Genomic DNA, 20,458 nt, shown 5'->3' with positions numbered 1-20,458 from the left:
TTCTATAATCTTATCCCAATTCCAAACTCGACAGCCTCTGCTTTTGCACCATGCGATTTTAAGGTCATGGCTCCAAAAATCTTCTTTCCAAAATAGCGTTTTAAACCAATACGCAAATAAGTGCGCCCTTCAAAATCAAACGGATAATACACATAATACCCAAATTGAGTTACAAGTGATATTCGATTTACAAATAATTCGTGACCAGCAAAAACCCCTACACGTTTATAATCTTCGTCTCCAGACACATCTTCTTCAGGGTAAGACACACTTTGATAATAAATCAATTCCTCTAAAAACTTAGAGTAAAACACATCGGTTCCTAATTGCAATGCACTTTTAACACCGATACGTTTATCGGCATAAGCTGAAACCACATAAAACGGAAACTGCCCAGAACCAACAACGTCACTTTCATTAATTCCTGTTCTAAATACCAGATTATATTTTATAGGCTCAGTAAATTTTTCCTTGACACCTTTTAATGTTGTTGAATATTCAGGTTCTACTTCATCAATATTATAAGTTACCCCTACATTTAAAGTCATGGAATTAGTACTTAAATTCGGTGCTTTAACATTGGCATTCGAATAATGAATTAATGACAAACCAGCCTGCACACCAAAACGACCGAAAAGACGTTCCTTTTTATAATTCACCATCGCAAAGGTACTACTCATTACATGCGACCCATAAGCTATATTTCTATAATTTTCAACCTTATCGTAAGGGCGATCTGTATAGGCGATACCCTGAGCAATACGAAACATTAAATTTCTTTTTAAAAAGTAAAAATTGTAATGTGCATACGCCGAAGCCACCGTACCTAAAGCGTTACTTTTTAAGTTTTGATAAACATAAGTCACCCCATAATCTGGATAATTATAACGCTGTTCCCAATCGTTATAACCGTATGTTTTTTTATTCCAACTTAAAATATAACCTTCAGGATGCCCTTCTATTAAATGTAGAATATCATTATTATGCAGAGCGATATTCCCTCTAAAGTAACTTAAATCAATATAAGAAGAATGTGTTTTTTGCTGCCCGAACACAACTAAAGAACACAATAAAAAGGTGTAGGTTAAAAACGATTTCATTAAAACTTGTTACTTTTCAAATCTTTGGTTCTGTGCTGTTTCACGTCTTTTACATAAGATGAAACAGCACAAATACCCTCGATTTATGTTTTACTCACCATGTGAGTAAGCAAAAGTAACAGAATTATTAAAACAATTCCGATGCAATCGCTTTTATATTATCGCTTTTACCCATAGAGTAGTAATGTAAAAATGGTACGCCAGCTTCTTTTAGCTCTTTAGACTGCTGAATGGCAAACTCGATTCCTACCTGTCTTACAGCTGCATTGTCCTTACAACCTTCAACAGCTTCAATTAATTCTTCTGGTAAATCTATTTTAAATACCTGTGGTAAAATCTGTAAATGGCGTTTAACCGCAATAGGTTTAATACCTGGAATAATAGGCACGGTAATTCCTATTTCTCTTGCTTTCTCAACAAAATCAAAATACTTTTTATTATCGAAGAACATTTGGGTCACTACATAATCGGCACCTGCATCAACCTTTTCTTTTAAACGTTTTAAGTCAGTATGTAACGACGGAGCTTCCATGTGTTTTTCAGGATACCCTGCAACACCAACACAAAAATCGTAATTATGTTCCACCTGGATTTCGTCATGCAAATACTTTCCGTTATTTAAATTAGAAATTTGTTGAACTAAACCTGTAGCATAAGCATGTCCACCTTTAGTTGGCACAAAATAGGGCTCGTCTTTTCTGGAATCGCCACGTAAAGCCACTACATTATCAATACCTAAATAATGGCAATCTACTAATACGTATTCCGTTTCTTCTTTGGTAAAACCACCACATAATAAATGTGGAATCGCATCTACCTGGTACTTATGCATAATGGAAGCACAAATTCCCACTGTTCCCGGGCGCATTCGGGTAATTCGTTTATCAAGAAGCCCATTACCTTTATCGACATACACGTACTCTTCACGAGAGGTGGTAACATCAATAAACGGCGGATTAAACTCCATTAATGGATCGATATTATTATATAAATCCTGAATATTTTTACCCTTTTGCGGTGGAATCACTTCAAAAGAAAATAAAGTTTTTCCGTTCGCCTTTTTTATGTGATCTGTTACTTTCATGCTGAATTTCTATCAGTTTTATCTTAGGTAAAATAAGCCACCGTTAACGCAACAAACCCTAAAACAAAAAGCTGAAAGAAAAACACTAATGCTTCGCTTTGTATCTTTTTCATGTTTTTAATTTTGCTGCAAATGTCTTATTTACATCATTTCTATTTGTTAGGAAAAAAGTAATAAATTGTTAATTCTTCCTTTTATTCTTTTTTGGGCGTTACCCTTCGACAAAGCTCAGGGTCGCGCTTTCTGTTTTATCTTTTTATCGTCCCTCTAAAAAGGATACCACGACAATCGCTAACGCAATCTACTGGTCTGCTATATTTGGGTATAACCATTTATCGGCTTTAGCTTTATCTATCCCTTTACGGTTCGCATAATCGGTTACCTGATCGTCGGTAATTTTCCCTAAACCAAAGTATTTTGCTTCAGGATTTGCAAAATAATACCCCGAAACCGCCGCTGCTGGCCACATGGCAAAACTCTCTGTAAGTTTAACACCAATAATCTTTTCAACATCTAAAAGCTCCCAAATGGTTTCCTTTTCTAAATGATCTGGACATGCTGGATAACCAGGTGCCGGACGAATACCTTTGTAACTTTCTTTTATTAAATCGTCGTTGGTTAAATCTTCTTCAGAAGCATACCCCCAGTGCTTCGTTCTAATTTGCTTATGTAAATATTCGGCAAACGCTTCAGCAAAACGATCGGCAATAGCTTGCGCCATAATTCCGTTGTAATCGTCACCTTTTGCACGATAATCATCAGCTAATTCTTGAGCTCCAAAAATCCCAACACAAAACGCACCAATATAATCGGTTTTACCACTGTCCTTTGGTGCAATAAAATCCGCTAAAGCATGATTAGGTATCCCTTCTCGTTTGCTTAACTGCTGACGCAACGTTCTGAACACAGCGACTTCTTTTCCTTTTTTCTGAACCGAAATATCGTCGTCATTAATACTATTCGCTTCAAACAATCCGAAAACAGCTTTTGGTTTTAAGAGCTGCTTAGCAATGATTTCTTCTATCATCTCCTGAGCTTCCTTGTAAATAATAGTAGCCTGCTCTCCAACCACCTCATCGGTTAAAATATCAGGAAATTTACCATGTAAATCCCAGCTTCTAAAAAACGGACTCCAATCGATATAAGGCACTAATTCTTTTAAACTTAATTGCTTCAACATTTGAACACCTAATTCTTTAGGTTTTACAATGTCGGCTTGCTCCCAATCGATTTTGTATTTACGCTTACGCGCTTCTTCAATAGAAATATACGATTTTTGTTTTCCGCGTTTTAAGAACTTCTCACGGAATTCGTCGTAATCCTTTTTAAGTTTGGCTACGTATTCGTTAGATGTTTTCTTATTTAATAAATCTCCCACAACAGTTACTGCACGCGACGCATCGTTAACATGCACCACAGCATTTTGGTATTGCGGATCTATTTTTACAGCCGTATGTGCTTTCGATGTCGTCGCTCCACCAATTAACAACGGCACATTGAAATTTTCACGTTGCATTTCTTTAGCTAAATACACCATTTCATCCAACGAAGGCGTAATTAACCCAGAAAGTCCGATAGCATCTACACGCTCTTTGATGGCTGTTTCAATAATTTTTTCCGGCGGTACCATAACCCCTAAATCTACAATTTCGTAGTTATTACAAGCCAGTACCACACTTACAATATTTTTACCAATATCATGAACATCGCCTTTTACAGTTGCCATTAACACCTTACCCACAGGCTCTGAATCTTCGGTTTTTTCAGCTTCGATAAACGGGTTTAAATACGCCACAGCCTTCTTCATTACACGCGCTGATTTTACCACCTGAGGCAAGAACATTTTACCTGCACCAAACAAGTCACCAACCACATTCATACCAATCATTAAATGCCCTTCAATCACATCGATTGGTTTTTCAGATTCTAATCTGGCAGCTTCAACATCTTCAATAATAAAGGCATCAATACCTTTTACTAAAGCATGGGTAATACGATCTTGTACCGGGTTTTCACGCCATGATAAATCGACTGTTTTTTCAGCTTTTGTGCCTTTTACAGTTTCGGCAAATTCCAGTAAACGTTCAGTAGCATCATCGCGACGATCTAAAATAACATCTTCAACATGCTCTAATAAATCTTTAGGGATATCGTCGTAAACCTCCAACATGGTCGGGTTTACAATTCCCATATTCATTCCCGCCTGAATGGCATGATACAAAAACACCGAGTGCATCGCTTCACGAACGGTATCGTTTCCTCTAAATGAAAACGACACGTTACTCACACCTCCACTCACACTTACATTCTCCAGATTTTGTCGAACCCAACGTGTAGCTTCAATAAAATCGATGGCGTTTTTGCGATGTTCTTCCATTCCGGTTGCTACCGGAAATATATTTAAATCGAAAATAATATCCTCTGAGGGAAAGCCTACTTTATTTACCAAAATATCATAGCTTCTTTTAGCTATTTCTATACGGCGCTCGTAGTTATCGGCCTGACCAACCTCATCAAACGCCATAACGATAACCGCTGCTCCGTAACGTTTAATTTGTTTCGCTTCCCAGATAAATTTCTCCTCACCTTCTTTTAAGGAAATGGAGTTTACTACACATTTCCCCTGCACCACCTGTAAACCAGCTTCGATAATTTCCCATTTCGAACTGTCAATCATCATGGGCACCCTTGAGATATCTGGTTCGGCTGCAATTAAATTAAGAAAACGCACCATAGACTCTTTTCCGTCTATCAATCCGTCATCCATATTAATATCTACAATTTGCGCACCACCATCAACCTGGTGACGTGCTATATCTAAGGCCTCGTCGAATTTTTCTTCTTTAATTAAACGAAGAAATTTTCGAGAGCCTGCAACATTCGTTCGCTCTCCTACATTTATGAAATTGCTGTTTTCGTTTAAAACCAAAGGTTCTAAACCAGATAATTTCATGTATTTTGTTTGCTTTACTTTCATGTATTAAAGTGTCGCTGTTTCAACTACTTTTCTTGGTTTGTATTTTGCAGCTAAATCTGCAATAACTTTAATATGCTCCGGTGTGGTTCCGCAGCATCCCCCAATTATGTTTATTAAATTTTTCTTTAAATATTCTTCAATCTGCTCACCCATTTCTTCTGGAGATTCATCATATTCTCCAAAAGCATTTGGTAATCCGGCATTGGGATGTGCCGAAATTGCAAAATCAGTTTTATTTGCAATCGCTTCTAAGTGCGGTTGTAATAAATTGGCACCTAACGCACAGTTAAAACCGATAGATAATAATGGAATATGAGATACTGAAATTAAAAAGGCTTCGGCTGTTTGTCCTGATAACGTTCTTCCTGAAGCATCAGTAATCGTACCGCTTAACATTACAGGAATTTCGATATTTCGTTCTTCTTTAACCTCTTCAATAGCGAATAATGCGGCTTTGGCATTTAAAGTATCGAACACCGTTTCTACTAATAATAAATCAGCACCACCATCTAACAACGCTTCAACTTGTTGTTTGTATGCGATACGTAATTCGTCAAAAGTCACGGCACGATATCCAGGATCGTTAACATCGGGAGACATGCTTGCCGTACGGTTTGTTGGTCCGATGGACCCCGCTACAAAACGCGGTTTATGTGGCTCTTTAGCTGTAAACTCGTCAGCAACTTCCTTTGCTATTTTTGCAGATTCATAGTTCAATTCATACACCAAGTCTTCCATTTGATAATCGGCCATAGCAATAGTGGTTCCCGAAAAAGTATTGGTTTCTACGATATCGGCTCCTGCCTCAAAATATTTAGCATGAACTTCTTTTATAGCCTGCGGTTGGGTAATAGACAATAAGTCATTATTCCCCTGTAAAGGCGTTGGATAATCTTTAAAACGCTCGCCTCTAAAATCTTCTTCAGTAAATTTATAGCGTTGTAACATGGTTCCCATGGCTCCATCTAACACTAAAATACGCTCCTCTAAGGCTTTGTGTATGTTTGACATTTTGATAATTTATATCTGTATGTCATCAAGAAAAGTAAAAAGACTTTCCGTTATCTTTCTGATTAGTTCCTGAAATAAATTCAGGACGAGCAGTAGAACGTAGCACCTTCTTTAAAAGATAAAGGGTTGCCAAGGCTTCAACGGGTCTATTCCCTCTACCTTTCTTGATAACATTAATTATTAAGTTTATGAACTAGGGCTGCAAAAATACTATATATATTTTTTTTATCCTCATGAAATGAGGAAAAATAAAAAGTTCCCGTTATTCGAATAAGGAGGAAGACAAATATCGGTCACCACGATCGCAAATAATGGCCACAATAACACCTTTATCGATGGTCTTAGCTATCTCTAAAGCACAATACACGGCCCCGCCACTACTCATTCCTGCAAAAACACCTGCTTCTTTAGCCAGTCTTTTGGTTGTGTTTTTTGCATTTTCTTCACTTACATCGACAACTATATCGACTTTAGATCGGTCGAAAAATTTTGGCACATATTCTTCCGGCCATTTTCTAATTCCAGGAATTTTAGCACCATCTTCAGGTTGCGCACCTACAATAGTTATGTCTTTATTTTGTTCTTTTAAAAACGTTGACACCCCCATAATGGTCCCTGTTGTTCCCATAGCCGACACGAAATGTGTTACTTCTCCATTGGTATCTTTCCAGATTTCAGGCCCTGTAGTTTTGTAATGTGCTTTCCAGTTATCGTTATTTTCAAACTGATTTAATAACACATAGCCTTTTTCGTCACGCAGTTTAAATGCTAAATCACGAGACCCTTCAATACCAACATCGGCGGGTGTTAAAATTACTTCTGCTCCGTAAGCACGCATGGTTTTCACACGTTCTTCAGTCGAATTTTCAGGCATTATTAAAATCATGTTCAACCCGAATAAATTCGCAATCAACGCCAAAGCAATACCTGTATTTCCACTTGTAGCTTCAACTAAAGTGCCACCTGGTTTAATATCACTTCGTTTTAAGGCTTCATTAATCATATTGAAAGCCGCACGATCTTTAACACTGCCTCCCGGATTATCGCCTTCAAGTTTTAAATACAGTTTTACGCCTTCTTTTCCTACCAAATGACTTGCCTCAACAAGTGGTGTGTTTCCTATATGATTTAAAATACCTTTAACGAATGCCATTCTTTTTGGGTCTGATTTTTATTTCGGTTTGATAGGTTACTAATGAATTTTCTGGAACAGATTGCGTAATCCAAACGTTTGCGCCAATGGTACTGTTTGCGCCGATTGAAATATCACCTCCAAGGATTGTTGCATTGGCGTAAATAGTCACATTATCTTCTATAGTTGGATGACGCTTGGTAGATTCCATGCTCTTTTTCACCTGAATACCCCCTAAGGTCACCCCTTGAAAAATCTTAACGTTATTTTTGATTATTGAGGTTTCCCCAATAACGATTCCTGTACCATGATCTAAGAAAAAAGATTCACCTATGGTCGCTCCAGGGTGAATATCGATACCGGTAATGCCATGCACATATTCACTCATCATCCTTGGAATAATCGGCACTTGCTGGACGTACAATTCATGACTTAAACGATAAATAGAAATGGCATAAAACCCAGGGCAAGCCAAATAGACTTCTTCTAAGCTTTTAGTTGCCGGGTCGAAATTTACAACAGCCACCGCATCTAATTCCAGTTTTTGTTTGATGGTTGGAAATTTAGTTTGAAATTCATTCCAAACAGCCTCACCGTTATCTATCTGAAAGTTACAAGCGATTTCTAAAAATGTTGTTTTAAGACATTCTAACTCATCATCATGAGCGTCGAACAAATAATAAAATAAGTTTTTAGTAAAACTCTCTACAACATCCTTTAGACGAACATTATATTTCTTATTAACCAACTTATCGTTTAACTCTTTACACGGTTTCATTAGTTTATGGATTTTAACGCTAAGATGCAATTCGCATAATTAATCGATTCTCTTTATTTTGAACGTCTTAACTATATGAATTGCATCTTAAAAAATTAAAGTATACAGTTATGGTCGATATAATTTCATGAAGTTTACACTCCAATCAAAATTACATTATCTTATTGAATAGACTGCACAACTGCCTTTGGTGCTTCTTTACGAGACCCGTCGAATCCATCAATACCACTTACGGTTGTATATTTTAACACATATTTTTTACCTGGGTTGATGATGCGATAGGCCGCCTGACACATTAATGTTGCTTCGTGGAATCCACAAAGAATTAATTTTAATTTTTCCGGATAAGTATTAACATCACCAATAGCAAAAATACCGTCAATATTGGTTTGGTAATTTCTTGAGTTATCTACTTTAATAGCATTTTTCTCAATTTCTAATCCCCAATTTCCAATCGGACCTAATTTTGGTGATAACCCGAATAAAGGAATAAAATGATCGGTTTCGATACGAGATTCTTCACCATCTTTAGTTACAGTTACAGCTTCTATTTTACCATCACCATGTAACCCCGTTACTTCAGCTGGTGTAATTAAGTTTATTTTTCCTAAAAGTTTTAACTCCCCTACTTTTTCAACAGAATCTAATGCACCTCTAAACTCATTTCTTCTATGAATTAAGGTTACTTCTGAAGCAACATCGGCAAGGAAAATACTCCAATCTAAAGCAGAATCTCCACCACCTGAAATCACAACACGTTTGTTACGGTACACTTCAGGATCTTTAATCATGTACTCCACACCCTTATCTTCATAATTTTCTAAACCTTCAATAGCTGGCTTTCTTGGTTCAAAAGACCCTAACCCTCCTGCTATAGCAACTACTGGCGCATGGTGTTTTGTACCTTTATTAGTTGTTACAATAAATGAACCGTCTTCTTGTTTTTCAATAGTTTCAGCACGCTCGCCTAAAGTGAATCCAGGTTCGAATTGTTTTCCTTGCTCTAACAAATTTTTTGTTAAATCACCAGCCAATACTTCTGGAAACCCAGGAATATCATAAATTGGCTTTTTAGGGTATATCTCTGAACACTGTCCGCCAGGTTGAGCTAACGCATCAATTAAATGACATTTAAGTTTCAACAATCCTGCCTCAAAAACTGTAAATAATCCAGTTGGTCCCGCACCTATTATAAGTATGTCTGTTTTAATCATTTTATGACTTTTTAATAACTATCTTTTTTCAATTAATCCTTTGGTAAATTCGTTTAGCGTTTCCACTTTATGTTCGAAATCCCCTTTTATTGTTTTTCTATATTCATTTAAATTTTTCACCAAATCGTCTACGTTTTCAGGAATAACATCCTCAAAAAACTGACGCAATCGTTTGGCTGTTGTTGGCGATTTCCCGTTTGTTGAAATCGCTACTTTTACGTTACCTTTCGTGACGATTCCGCCCATATAAAAATCGCAATATGGTGGATTATCAGCAACGTTTATTAATATACTTCGCTTACGACAATGCTTATGTACTTTCACATTAACTTCAGGCACATCGGTAGTTGCAATAACAATATGATGTCCTTTTAAAAAACGCTTTTTATACTTCGACTCTATTAATTTTACATTTCCTTTTTCTGCTAAAGCCAGCGTGCCTTCCCTAAACATTGGCGACACTATGGTAACATTCGCATCTGGACTTGATTTTAATAGAAATCCTAATTTTTCTTCAGCAACATTTCCCCCTCCTACGATGAGTACATTTAACTGGCTTGTCTTTAAAAAAATAGGATATAAATTATTCCTTTCCATATTTTAAAACTAAACCAATTTATTTACTTCTTCACTAACAGAAGATAATTCAACACGGTTTTCAACCACATCGCCAATAACAATAATTGCCGGCGAGGCTAATTGTTTTTCTGCTACGATAGCTTCAATGGTGTTAACGGTTCCAATGCCCACATTTTCATCTGCTCTTGTACCATTTTGAATGATTGCCATTGGCGTATCCTGCTTTCCTTCTGATTTAAAAATTTCAACAATTTCAGCCAGTTTATGCATTCCCATTAGGATAACAACTGTTGCTGTTGACTTCGCCGCCAAAGGCACATCGGTTGATAAACTATGGTTTTTAGTAGTCGCAGTAATCACCCAAAAACTTTCAGAAGACCCGCGCTTTGTTAACGGAATACCTTGATACGCTGGCACTGCAATAGCCGATGTAATTCCTGGCACTACAAACGTTTCCAATCCAAAACCTCTTACATAATCTATTTCTTCTGCACCGCGACCAAAAATAAACGGATCACCTCCTTTTAATCGCACTACATGACCTTTTTCTTTCGCCTTAGCAACAATTAACTCGTTGATTTGTTCTTGTTGAAAAGCATAACATCCTTTTCGTTTACCCACAAAAATCAACTCAGCATCTGCTGAAGCATATTTTAAAAGTTCTTCATTTATTAGCGCATCGTAAAGAATCACATTAGCAGCTTCAATGGCTTTAATGGCTTTTAATGTAATTAACTCTACATCTCCAGGTCCGGCACCTACAACTGTTAATTTTGGGGTTATTTCACTCATAGCTCTATTTTTTAAATAGCTATTAGGCTACTACACTTTTATCAGCTTCTCTAAAAGCTCTCACTTTATCTAAAAACTGATTTGCTTCAGCAATATACCTTACAGCAAACTCCTCTGTAGGAGCAAATTTATTAATTTGATAGATGATATCAGAGAATGAAGCTCCTAAATCTAATTTACCAGTTTCAACAAACAACTTATCGAAATCACTAATGATGCCTGCATGTGTGTTTGTTTTTTTGTTTTCGGCTAATAAAATAGCTTTCGCTGAGTTAACCAAAGAACTATAGGCGTGATAAATAGCACTTGAATACACTTTATCTTTTAAAGATTCCTGTGCATTTTCAATTTTTTCTTCACTTTCTAAGAACAAGGTTGCCACTAAATCGATAACAACACCTGCACACTCTCCAATACCAATCTCCTTTTCATACTTTTCTTCATTACCCCAATCAATAAAATCTTCTGGGGTTAAATTGGTAACATCCTGAAGATCATTTAATAAATCATAAAAATAACGATCTCCTGTGGCTTTATAATATCCAATAAACGATTTTCCGTTGGAATTTGCCTCAAAATCATTTAAAATTCGACGTAATGCCTCAGGTCCTCTACGACTTGGCACTTTTACCACCTTATCTGCAAACACCCCGTTTCCGTCTCCTAAATTACCACCACCTAACAATACCTGTAAGGCTGGTGCTACTAATTTATCTGGCGTACGAACAGACATTCCCTGGAATCCAATATTAGCCATATTATGCTGACCACAGGCATTCATACAACCACTAATCTTAATCACAACATCTTCGTTGTTTACATATTGTGGATATTCAGCTTTAATAACGCGCTCTAACTCGTCCGCAATTCCTGTACTACTCGCAATACCTAAATTACAGGTATCGGTTCCCGGACACGCTGTGATATCTACTGCTTTATTGTAACCAACTTCTACAAAACCTAATTTTTCTAATTCGGTATAAAAAAACGGCACTAGTTCTTCTTTAACAAAAGGGATTACAATGTTTTGACGTAGGGTTAAACGAATTTCTCCAGCGGCATACTGATCCACTAAATCGGCTAACAAACGCGCTTTATCTGTATAAAAATCACCTAAAAGTACTTTTATTCCAATCGCCACATAGCCTTGCTGCTTTTGAGGAATAAGGTTTGTCGCTACCCATGTCTGGTATTCTTGTTCGTCTTTTATTTCAACCTTTGGCGCTTCAACAGAAACTGGTACCGAAGCTTCGTAAGCATCAGCATCAATCGCAACCGTTTTAAATTCAATCGCTTTTTGTTCTTCTTCAACTAAAGCCTTGAAAGCATCTAGCCCAATGTCTTTAATTAAAAATTTCATACGCGCTTTGGCACGGCTTTTACGCTCGCCATAGCGGTCGAAAATTCTTAAAACACCTTCCATTGTTGGGATGATTTTATCACTCGGAAGAAAATCATAAAGTACATCGGCATGACGTGGTTGTGACCCAAGTCCACCACCAATCATCACTTTAAATCCGCGAACACCATTTTCAACTTTCGCAATAAAACCTAAATCGTGCATGTAAGCTAATCCTGTATCTTCATCGGTTGATGAAAACGATACTTTAAACTTACGGCCCATTTCCTGACAAATTGGGTTACGTAAAAAGAACTTATATAATGCATCGGCATAAGGCGACACATCGAAAGGTTCGTTTACATCGATACCTGCAGTTTCACTTGCCGTTACGTTACGCACCGTATTACCACAAGCCTCTCTTAACGTCACATCATCTTTTTCAAGTTCTGCCCAAAGCTCAGGCGTTCTATTCAAATCTACGTAGTGAATCTGTATATCCTGACGCGTTGTAATATGTAAACGTCCACGAGAATACTCGTCACTTACATCAGAGATTCTTCGTAACTGGTTGCTCTTTACTTTTCCGTAAGGTAATTTAATACGAATCATTTGAACGCCTTCCTGACGCTGACCGTAAACACCACGAGCTAAACGAAGACTCCTGAATTTCTCTTCATCTATATTTCCATTATTGAACAGCTCAATCTTTTTCGCTAACTCAATAATATCCTTTTCTACAACTGGATTCTCTATTTCTGTTCTAAAACTTTGCATAACTTCATACCTGACCTTTCTGTTAAGAAAGAATTTTTATTTTTTTATTGAATAAACCCTGCCCCAACAGTATTGTTAGATTGCGAATCAATTAAAATGAACGAACCGTTTGTTCTGTGATTTTTAAATTGATCGTAAAAAATTGGTTTGTTTAATTTGAAGGTTACCGAAGCAATATCGTTTACTTTCAATTCAGTAACATCTTTTTCAATTCCAGAATAATCTGGATGTATTTTATGATTGATGCGATCTACTTTAGCTAACACCTTATTAACGCCATGTTGAACCACATACTTGGTTCCTGGTGTCAAGGTCGTCGCATCCATCCAACATACGTTAGCTGTAAACTGCTTATCGATAGTTGGCAGATCGTTTTCTTTAACAATCATATCACCACGACTTACATTAATATCATCTTCCAATGTAATAGTTACTGATGAACGTCTTGACGCTGTTTCATACTTTTCGTTATAAAAGTAAATGTCTTTTATTTTCGATCTGGTTTTAGATGGTAATACCATAACCTCATCTCCAACACTTAAATTACCTCCATATACTTTTCCTGCATAGCCTCTGAAATCGTGGAACTCATCAGTTTTTGGACGAATTACATACTGCACAGGGAAACGCGGTGTACCTACATTATAAATATCCGCCTTATTTAATTGCTCTAAATGCTCTAACAACGCTTCTCCCTTATACCAAGGCATCTCTTCTGATTTATGAACCACGTTATCTCCTTTTAAAGCACTTACCGGAATAAAGGTGATTTTTTGATCTTGATAATCTCGTTTACTCATTAAAGCTTCAAAGTCTGCTTTAATTTTATTGTAAACTTCTTCTGAATAATCAACCAAATCCATTTTGTTAATAGCAACAACAATATCTTTAATTCGTAATAAATTATTAATAAAGAAGTGACGGTTGGTTTGTTCGATAACCCCTTTTCTTGCATCGATTAAAATAATAGAAGCCTGTGATGTTGACGCTCCCGTAACCATGTTTCGTGTATACTCCACATGACCTGGTGTATCGGCAATAATGTAGCTTTTCTTTTTTGTTGAAAAATAGATATGCGCTACATCAATAGTAATCCCCTGTTCCCTTTCTGCCACTAAACCATCGGTTGCTAACGAGAAATCTAAGTAATCATAACCGCGTTGTTTACTTGTTTTTTCTATAGCTTCTAACTTATCAGTAGTTAATGATTTTGTATCGTAAAGAATACGACCTATTAACGTACTTTTTCCGTCATCTACACTTCCTGCTGTTGCTATTTTTAATACTTCCATAAATTTTTATGCTGTTACTAATAGTCTGAACCATTAGCTTAATTTTTAATTCGTTTTAAAAAGTTTTTGTAGTTGTGGGTAAAAAATTGGTTTTAGAAATACCCCTGTTGCTTACGTTTTTCCATCGCAGCCTCTGAACGCTTGTCATCAATACGCGCTCCACGCTCTGAAATGGTACTCTCGCGAATTTCTTCAACTACTTTTGAAATGGTTGTCGCTTCTGATAATACCGCAGCCGTACAACTCATATCTCCCACGGTTCTAAAACGCACTAATTCTTCAATTACTTCTTCATGATCATCTCTGTAAACCACTTCATCCTCTGCAGACCAAATCATACCATCTCTTAAGAATACTTTACGTTTATGAGCAAAATAGATAGATGGAATCTCGATATCTTCTTCTTCAATATAAGACCATACATCTAACTCCGTCCAGTTTGAAATTGGGAATACACGAACGTTTTGCCCTAAATCGATTTGACCATTTAACATATCGAATAATTCCGGACGCTGGTTTTTCTCATCCCACTGACCAAAATCGTCACGAACAGAGAAAATACGTTCTTTAGCTCTCGCTTTTTCTTCATCGCGACGTGCGCCACCAATACAAGCATCGAACTTAAATTCTTCAATAGCATCTAAAAGCGTTGTTGTTTGCAGTTGATTTCTACTTGCGTAACGCCCTGTTTCTTCTTTCACTTTTCCTTCATCGATAGAATCCTGAACATTTCTAACAATAAGTTCAAGTCCTAATTCTTCAACCAAACGATCTCTAAATTCAATAGTTTCCGGAAAATTATGCCCGGTATCGATATGCATTAAAGGGAAAGGTACTTTTGCTGGATAAAAGGCCTTAACAGCCAATCTTACCAAGGTTATAGAATCTTTTCCTCCTGAAAATAACAACACTGGTCTTTCAAACTGGGCTGCTACTTCTCTAATAATGTATATCGCTTCGTTTTCTAATGAATTGATATGTGACGTGTCTTTGTTCATCGTAATTTTTTAATTTTTTTCTTAAGCATGTAAACCACACTCTCGGTTAGCCAATGCTTTAGTTGGATCGAAATATTTAAATTCATTCGGCAAATTGTGGTCTTGTAAATAAGTATCTAAATCGGCGTCAGACCAATAATAGAACGGACTTACTTTTAAAACCCCATCTTTACTCACACTAAATATACCAATACTATCTCTAAAAGCTGTTTGTCCCTGACGTAAATTTGTAAACCAAACTTTTGGCTTGTGTTCTTCCATGGCACGTCTAAAAGGTTCCAGCTTCACTTGCTCTGTGAATAATGCGTGTTCTGGTGCATCGACGCTTGGTATCCCCAATACGACATCGCGATGGGCAGTGGTTTGTTTTGGCACGTATAAAAACACGTTTAAATCCAAATCTTTAATAACCTGCTCGGCGTGTCTGTAGGTTTGTGGCGTATTGTATCCGGTATCGCACCATACCACCGGAATAGATGAGGCTTCCTGTTTCACAGCATGTAAAATAGCTGCTTCGTAAGGTCTGAAATTCGTAGTAACGACAGCTTTTTCATGTAATTCTAAAGCTTTCTTGATAATTTCAGATGGCGATGCCTCTTTATATGACTTATTTAACTCCTGTAATGTATCTTCTGTAATCATAATTCAAATTATTTTCCCCATTTAATAGAATTCCAAATGCGCTCATGAAAAAAGTAAAGCACCATTTTTGTCACCAGTTCTATAGAGCCTATAGAAAAGGCCAAGGTTAGTTCTCCGGTTACAATCCAGGAGATTAAAATAGTATCCAGAGTACCTACAGTTCTCCAGCTTAAAGACTTAACCACACTCCTAATTGGCTTTTCTGAAGCCGCATCTGTTTTATAGGTAGTTTTTTCTTTCTGACTTGAATTTGTTAATACTTGCTCAATCATTTTTTTACTATTTACATTAACCCTATAGATTTAATAGGAATTACAAAAGTAAAACATTATTTAACATGACAAAGCACATTACTCAACTTTTTCGAATAATGTAAATTTTTATCAGTTTAACTGAAAAATATCTCTTAAAGTTTTGTGATTTTTTAAAAATTATTAGCTAACCGGAGAAAGACAAATCGGCTAAAGTGGTGTTCTTAAAGACATTAAGATTACTATCTCTTACTTGAATCATGAGTTTATGCACGCTACATTGTGCTTCATTAACACAATCGTCGCATTTTTCGTAGAAGTTTAAACTCACACATGGCACCATAGCAATTGGACCTTCCAGCACACGCATTACGTCGGCCATGTTAATTTCAGAAGGTTCGTTCCTTAAATAATATCCGCCGTGTTTTCCTTTTTTAGACCCTAAAACACCGGCTTTCCTTAAGGTTAGAAGAATGCTTTCCAAGAATTTCTGCGGGATTTGCTCTCCCTTAGCAATTTCCCCTACCTGCACAGGCACATCACCTTCTTGCCTCGCAATAAATGTAAGCGCCTTTAACCCGTATTTTGTTTTCTTAGATAACATGGTGTAAATATAGTTAATTAATTAAAATCTAATAAACATGGCCAAAAATTGCCAAAACTAAATTTATTAGAATAATTGTTATCGAACACACTTACTCATTTTAATATAATTTCATACTTTAGAAACCTCGAAAAAAACTATTTCTAAAACATGATTAAAAACATTTTAAAGTCAATAGCACTTTTATCCTGCATCTTACTTTTTCAAAGTTACAATAACAGTGACAGGCAACCTCCTAAGTCAAATAACAAAGTTGTTAATGCCTGTGCCGAACAATATACTTTTTTAAGCAAAAGCATTTATGACAAACTGAACACCAAACGCATGATGCCCAGATCCATCAAAAAAAATGGAGAAACAGGTTTAACTGGTATTTACGATTGGACTAGTGGATTCTACCCTGGCTCGCTTTGGTATTTAAACCTTTTAACCAACGATTCTAAATGGGAAAGCCTTGCTACAGAATATACAGAGCGGTTAGATAGTGTTCAACACTGGAGAGAAAATCACGATATCGGGTTTATGATAGAATGCAGCTATGGTAATGCCCTTAAAAAATCACCTTCAAAAGCTTATGATGATGTGATTGTGCAAACAGCTAAATCTTTAGCTACGCGTTTTCACCCCAAAGCAGGCATTATTCAGTCGTGGAACGCAAGTAAAAAATGGAACTGCCCGGTAATTGTTGATAATATGATGAATCTGGAATTACTGTTCCATGCCACTAAAATTTCAGGAGACTCTACCTTTTATAATATTGCAGTTTCTCATGCTAATGCTACAATGAAAAATCATTTCAGAGACGATTATTCTTCTTACCATGTATTAAATTACAATACCGAAACGGGCGAAGTATTAGCTAAAAAAACACACCAAGGTTATGCTGACGATTCGTCTTGGGCACGTGGTCAAGCCTGGGGACTTTATGGTTTTACTATGTGTTACAGAGCAACTAAAGACCCTAAATATTTAGAACAAGCGCTACATATTGCCGATTACATTAAAAATCACCCGAATTTACCAAAAGACAACATTCCGTATTGGGATTACAATGCTCCTGTAAACAGCGACACACCTCGTGATGCTTCAGCGGCAGCGATTACAGCTTCTGCTTTATACGAATTATGCACGTTCTTAGATAAAAAAGAACGTAAGACTTATAAGAGTTTTGCCAATAGTATCATTAACTCTTTAAGTAGTCCAGATTACTTCGCTGAATCACAAACCAACAATGGCTTCTTATTAAAACATTCTGTAGGAAGTCTGCCTCACAATTCGGAAATCGATGTGCCATTAAATTACGCTGACTATTATTTCCTTGAAGCGCTTTACAGAAATAAAACTTTAAAATAAAACATGAAAAAACACATAATCACCCTATTAATTCTTTTAATATCTGTTCAGCTTACCTCAGCTCAAACCGACCGCGAACTTTGGGTTGAAGAATTAACAAAAATGTCTGAACCCGTCTTAACCGCATTAGCAAAAGATAAACTTAAGGCTACCATGCCTACTGAGCAAAGCAGCTTTGACTATGGCGACCGTAGTAAATTTGCTGGTTTGGAAGCCTTCGGAAGACTTATGGCAGGGATTGCTCCTTGGTTAGAATTAGGGCCAAGCAACACCAAAGAAGGTAAACTTCGTGAAACATATATTGAGTTAGCACAAAAAGCCATTCACAATGCTGTTAACCCAAAATCTAAAGACTACTTAAACTTTGATAAAGGTGCACAACCGTTGGTAGATGCCGCATTCCTTGCTCAAGGGTTTTTAAGAGCACCTAAGCAATTATGGGAACCACTTTCTGATGATACTAAACAAATGGTTATCGATGCCTTTAAAAAATCGAGAACCATTAAAAATGTCCCCTATAATAACTGGTTGCTATTTGCAGCAACAGTTGAAGCCTTTTTTGTAAAATTTACAGATGAAGCCGACTACTTACGCATTGAATATGCTTTAAACAAACACATGGAATGGTATGTTGGTGACGGTTTGTATTCTGATGGAAAATATTACCACTGGGATTATTACAACTCATTCGTTATTCACCCGATGCTTATTGATGTGGTTACAACCATTAAAGAAGCCAATCATCCTTACAAAAGATTATACGACGACGTTATTAAAAGAGCGCAACGCTATTCTAAAATTTTAGAACGCCAAGTTTCACCTGAAGGCACTTATCCTGTTGTTGGAAGATCATCAGTTTACAGATTCGGAAGTTTTCAATCTCTTGCCCAAATAGCACTTTTAGAACAATTACCTAAAGATTTATCTGAAGGTCAGGTTCGATCTGCTTTAACTGCTGTTTTAAAACGTGTGCTACAAGCCAAAGGCACTTACGATAAAAAAGGATGGTTACAATTAGGTGTTGTTGGTCATCAGCCAAAAATGGCTGAGCCATACATAAACACAGGAAGTCTATACCTAACCTCTTTAGGGTTTCTTCCTTTAGGGTTACCTGAAAGCCATTCGTTCTGGACCTCAAAATCCGAACCATGGACCATGGTTAAAATCTGGGGTGGGGACGATTCAGTCGTTCGAGATGCCTATCAGAATTAAATTTTAATATCAAATAAAAAAAGCGTTACCGTAAAAAGTAACGCTTTTTTTTATTCTGATTTTATTGGTAACACTATCCTAAAGCCTGTTTTAAATCGGCTATAATATCGTCGATATGCTCTAGTCCCGCAGAAATACGTACCGAACCATCAGTAATACCAACAGCTGCTTTTACTTCTGGCTCAACTTTGGCATGCGTTGTACTTGCCGGATGCGTTACAATCGTTCTGGTGTCTCCTAAGTTTGCTGACAATGAACACATTTTTATATTATCGAAAAAGGATCGACCGCCTTCAACGCCGCCTTCAACTTCAAAAGCCACAATACTTCCCCCTAATCGCATTTGCTTTTTAGCAATTTCATACTGACGATGTGATTTTAAAAACGGATACTTCACCCATTTTACTTTGGGATGACTTTCTAAAAACTCAGCAATTTTAAGTGCATTTTCACAGTGTTTTTCTGTTCTTACAGCTAAAGTTTCCAAAGATTTTGATAATACCCAGGCATTAAACGGACTCATAGCCGGACCTGTAAGACGTGAGAATAAATAAATTTCTCTAATCAACTCCTTCTTACCAACAGCAACACCACCTAATACACGACCTTGACCATCCATTAATTTGGTTGCCGAATGGATTACGATATCAGCACCGTGTTTAATCGGGTTTTGTAAATAGGGCGTTGCAAAGCAATTGTCAATCACTAAAAGTATATTGTGCTTTTTACAAATGGCACTTAAAAAATCTAAATCCAACACATCAACTCCTGGGTTGGTAGGAGTTTCGGCATATAAAAATTTAGTATTGGGTTTAATTAAACTTTCAATCGTATCAACTTCATCTACATTAAAATATGAACACTCAATATTCCATTTCGGGAAATACTTCGTGAATAAACCATGAGTTGCTCCAAAAACTGAACTACACGATACGACGTGATCGCCTGCATCTAATAAAGTAGCAAAGGTTGAAAATACTGCAGCCATTCCGCTTGCAAAAGCATAACCACTCTCTGCACCTTCCATAGCACAAACTTTTTCTACAAATTCGTTTACGTTAGGATTACTGTAACGACTATATAAATCACGTTGCTTTTCTTCAGCAAACGATGCTCTCATTTCTTCGGCATCATCAAACACAAACCCTGATGTTAAATACAGGGGTACCGAATGTTCTGAAAACTGTGTCGTTTCCGACTGCGTTCTCACTGCTAATGTTTCAAAATGTTTTTCTCGACTCATTTTTATATTTGTTTTGGTCATCTCATTAATATAGGACGACTATTTAAAAACCTATTAAGGCTTCAATATATTAATCTAAT

General features: G+C 36.7%; 18 protein-coding genes and 1 riboswitch. Of the genes, 2 read left to right on the top strand and 16 right to left on the bottom strand.

Features of this window, described 5'->3' with window-relative positions; translation table 11 throughout:
• Nucleotides 1–2 precede the first annotated feature (2 nt).
• The 15 genes from ICJ85_RS11635 to ICJ85_RS11565 form a co-directional block, all read right to left on the bottom strand.
• Nucleotides 3–1,100 carry an acyloxyacyl hydrolase gene (locus ICJ85_RS11635; protein ID WP_188223964.1) on the bottom strand — a complete coding sequence of 366 codons (1,098 nt, stop codon included), beginning with the start codon at nucleotides 1,098–1,100 and terminating at the stop codon, nucleotides 3–5.
• Between the two features lie 127 nt (nucleotides 1,101–1,227).
• Nucleotides 1,228–2,184, bottom strand: coding sequence for a methylenetetrahydrofolate reductase [NAD(P)H] (metF, locus tag ICJ85_RS11630; RefSeq protein WP_188223963.1), 957 nt, complete (start codon nucleotides 2,182–2,184; stop codon nucleotides 1,228–1,230).
• 301 nt (nucleotides 2,185–2,485) lie between these two features.
• Nucleotides 2,486–5,161 carry a methionine synthase gene (gene metH, locus ICJ85_RS11625; RefSeq protein WP_188223962.1) on the bottom strand — a complete coding sequence of 892 codons (2,676 nt, stop codon included), beginning with the start codon at nucleotides 5,159–5,161 and terminating at the stop codon, nucleotides 2,486–2,488.
• Nucleotides 5,162–5,164: 3 nt separating this feature from the next.
• The gene (locus ICJ85_RS11620) at nucleotides 5,165–6,172 is read right to left on the bottom strand and encodes a homocysteine S-methyltransferase family protein (protein ID WP_188223961.1); all 1,008 of its coding nucleotides are present in this window, start codon (nucleotides 6,170–6,172) and stop codon (nucleotides 5,165–5,167) included.
• A gap of 47 nt (nucleotides 6,173–6,219) precedes the next feature.
• Nucleotides 6,220–6,346: riboswitch (SAM riboswitch) on the bottom strand.
• Nucleotides 6,347–6,434: 88 nt separating this feature from the next.
• Nucleotides 6,435–7,325, bottom strand: coding sequence for a cysteine synthase CysM (gene cysM, locus ICJ85_RS11615; RefSeq protein WP_188223960.1), 891 nt, complete (start codon nucleotides 7,323–7,325; stop codon nucleotides 6,435–6,437).
• The gene (gene epsC / locus ICJ85_RS11610) at nucleotides 7,312–8,082 is read right to left on the bottom strand and encodes a serine O-acetyltransferase EpsC (protein WP_188223959.1); all 771 of its coding nucleotides are present in this window, start codon (nucleotides 8,080–8,082) and stop codon (nucleotides 7,312–7,314) included. Before epsC ends, cysM begins: the two co-directional genes overlap by 14 nt.
• 161 nt (nucleotides 8,083–8,243) lie before the next feature.
• Nucleotides 8,244–9,296 (bottom strand): NAD(P)/FAD-dependent oxidoreductase, encoded by a 1,053-nt coding sequence (locus ICJ85_RS11605; RefSeq protein ID WP_188223958.1) that lies wholly within the window; start codon nucleotides 9,294–9,296, stop codon nucleotides 8,244–8,246.
• Between the two features lie 18 nt (nucleotides 9,297–9,314).
• A complete protein-coding gene (locus ICJ85_RS11600; protein WP_188223957.1) occupies nucleotides 9,315–9,893 on the bottom strand; it encodes a precorrin-2 dehydrogenase/sirohydrochlorin ferrochelatase family protein in 579 nt (192 codons plus the stop codon).
• A 9-nt stretch (nucleotides 9,894–9,902) separates the two neighbouring features.
• A complete protein-coding gene (gene cobA / locus ICJ85_RS11595) occupies nucleotides 9,903–10,667 on the bottom strand; it encodes a uroporphyrinogen-III C-methyltransferase (protein WP_188223956.1) in 765 nt (254 codons plus the stop codon).
• A 22-nt stretch (nucleotides 10,668–10,689) separates the two neighbouring features.
• A complete protein-coding gene (locus tag ICJ85_RS11590; protein WP_188223955.1) occupies nucleotides 10,690–12,783 on the bottom strand; it encodes a HEPN domain-containing protein in 2,094 nt (697 codons plus the stop codon).
• Nucleotides 12,784–12,827: 44 nt separating this feature from the next.
• Nucleotides 12,828–14,075, bottom strand: a complete 1,248-nt coding sequence (locus ICJ85_RS11585) for a sulfate adenylyltransferase subunit 1 (protein WP_188223954.1) — start codon at nucleotides 14,073–14,075, stop codon at nucleotides 12,828–12,830.
• A 92-nt stretch (nucleotides 14,076–14,167) separates the two neighbouring features.
• Nucleotides 14,168–15,073, bottom strand: a complete 906-nt coding sequence (cysD, locus tag ICJ85_RS11580; RefSeq protein WP_188223953.1) for a sulfate adenylyltransferase subunit CysD — start codon at nucleotides 15,071–15,073, stop codon at nucleotides 14,168–14,170.
• Nucleotides 15,074–15,094: 21 nt separating this feature from the next.
• Nucleotides 15,095–15,715, bottom strand: a complete 621-nt coding sequence (locus ICJ85_RS11575) for a phosphoadenosine phosphosulfate reductase domain-containing protein (protein ID WP_188223952.1) — start codon at nucleotides 15,713–15,715, stop codon at nucleotides 15,095–15,097.
• 8 nt (nucleotides 15,716–15,723) lie between these two features.
• Complete coding sequence (locus ICJ85_RS11570) at nucleotides 15,724–15,987, bottom strand: DUF2061 domain-containing protein (RefSeq protein WP_188223951.1); 264 nt, start codon at nucleotides 15,985–15,987, stop codon at nucleotides 15,724–15,726.
• 166 nt (nucleotides 15,988–16,153) lie between these two features.
• Complete coding sequence (locus ICJ85_RS11565; RefSeq protein ID WP_188223950.1) at nucleotides 16,154–16,570, bottom strand: RrF2 family transcriptional regulator; 417 nt, start codon at nucleotides 16,568–16,570, stop codon at nucleotides 16,154–16,156.
• Nucleotides 16,571–16,720: 150 nt separating this feature from the next.
• Between ICJ85_RS11565 and ICJ85_RS11560 the strand changes: the two genes are divergently transcribed.
• Nucleotides 16,721–17,923, top strand: a complete 1,203-nt coding sequence (locus ICJ85_RS11560) for a glycoside hydrolase family 88 protein (RefSeq protein ID WP_194420846.1) — start codon at nucleotides 16,721–16,723, stop codon at nucleotides 17,921–17,923.
• Between the two features lie 3 nt (nucleotides 17,924–17,926).
• Nucleotides 17,927–19,135, top strand: coding sequence for a DUF2264 domain-containing protein (locus tag ICJ85_RS11555; RefSeq protein ID WP_188223949.1), 1,209 nt, complete (start codon nucleotides 17,927–17,929; stop codon nucleotides 19,133–19,135).
• A gap of 73 nt (nucleotides 19,136–19,208) precedes the next feature.
• On the opposite strand, the gene ICJ85_RS11550 is transcribed toward ICJ85_RS11555, so the two are convergent.
• Nucleotides 19,209–20,378, bottom strand: coding sequence for a trans-sulfuration enzyme family protein (locus ICJ85_RS11550; RefSeq protein WP_188223948.1), 1,170 nt, complete (start codon nucleotides 20,376–20,378; stop codon nucleotides 19,209–19,211).
• Between the last annotated feature and the right edge of the window lie 80 nt (nucleotides 20,379–20,458).

It is taken from the genome of Aestuariibaculum marinum (assembly GCF_014596975.1).
Classification (GTDB): Bacteria; Bacteroidota; Bacteroidia; order Flavobacteriales; family Flavobacteriaceae; genus Aestuariibaculum; species Aestuariibaculum marinum.
This window is presented reverse-complemented; position numbering and strand designations above follow the sequence as displayed.

Bases quoted from the DNA above. Each gene is read 5' to 3' on its own strand.
- metH (WP_188223962.1), bottom strand. From the start codon at position 5,161: ATGAAAGTAAAGCAAACAAAATACATGAAATTATCTGGTTTAGAACCT.
- ICJ85_RS11620 (WP_188223961.1), bottom strand. From the start codon at position 6,172: ATGTCAAACATACACAAAGCCTTAGAGGAGCGTATTTTAGTGTTAGAT.
- cobA (WP_188223956.1), bottom strand. From the start codon at position 10,667: ATGAGTGAAATAACCCCAAAATTAACAGTTGTAGGTGCCGGACCTGGA.
- ICJ85_RS11565 (WP_188223950.1), bottom strand. From the start codon at position 16,570: ATGTTATCTAAGAAAACAAAATACGGGTTAAAGGCGCTTACATTTATT.
- ICJ85_RS11605 (WP_188223958.1), bottom strand. From the start codon at position 9,296: ATGATTAAAACAGACATACTTATAATAGGTGCGGGACCAACTGGATTA.
- ICJ85_RS11570 (WP_188223951.1), bottom strand. From the start codon at position 15,987: ATGATTGAGCAAGTATTAACAAATTCAAGTCAGAAAGAAAAAACTACC.
- ICJ85_RS11555 (WP_188223949.1), top strand. From the start codon at position 17,927: ATGAAAAAACACATAATCACCCTATTAATTCTTTTAATATCTGTTCAG.
- metF (WP_188223963.1), bottom strand. From the start codon at position 2,184: ATGAAAGTAACAGATCACATAAAAAAGGCGAACGGAAAAACTTTATTT.
- ICJ85_RS11585 (WP_188223954.1), bottom strand. From the start codon at position 14,075: ATGGAAGTATTAAAAATAGCAACAGCAGGAAGTGTAGATGACGGAAAA.
- ICJ85_RS11560 (WP_194420846.1), top strand. From the start codon at position 16,721: ATGATTAAAAACATTTTAAAGTCAATAGCACTTTTATCCTGCATCTTA.
- ICJ85_RS11550 (WP_188223948.1), bottom strand. From the start codon at position 20,378: ATGAGTCGAGAAAAACATTTTGAAACATTAGCAGTGAGAACGCAGTCG.
- epsC (WP_188223959.1), bottom strand. From the start codon at position 8,082: ATGAAACCGTGTAAAGAGTTAAACGATAAGTTGGTTAATAAGAAATAT.
- ICJ85_RS11590 (WP_188223955.1), bottom strand. From the start codon at position 12,783: ATGCAAAGTTTTAGAACAGAAATAGAGAATCCAGTTGTAGAAAAGGAT.
- cysD (WP_188223953.1), bottom strand. From the start codon at position 15,073: ATGAACAAAGACACGTCACATATCAATTCATTAGAAAACGAAGCGATA.
- cysM (WP_188223960.1), bottom strand. From the start codon at position 7,325: ATGGCATTCGTTAAAGGTATTTTAAATCATATAGGAAACACACCACTT.
- ICJ85_RS11600 (WP_188223957.1), bottom strand. From the start codon at position 9,893: ATGGAAAGGAATAATTTATATCCTATTTTTTTAAAGACAAGCCAGTTA.
- ICJ85_RS11635 (WP_188223964.1), bottom strand. From the start codon at position 1,100: ATGAAATCGTTTTTAACCTACACCTTTTTATTGTGTTCTTTAGTTGTG.
- ICJ85_RS11575 (WP_188223952.1), bottom strand. From the start codon at position 15,715: ATGATTACAGAAGATACATTACAGGAGTTAAATAAGTCATATAAAGAG.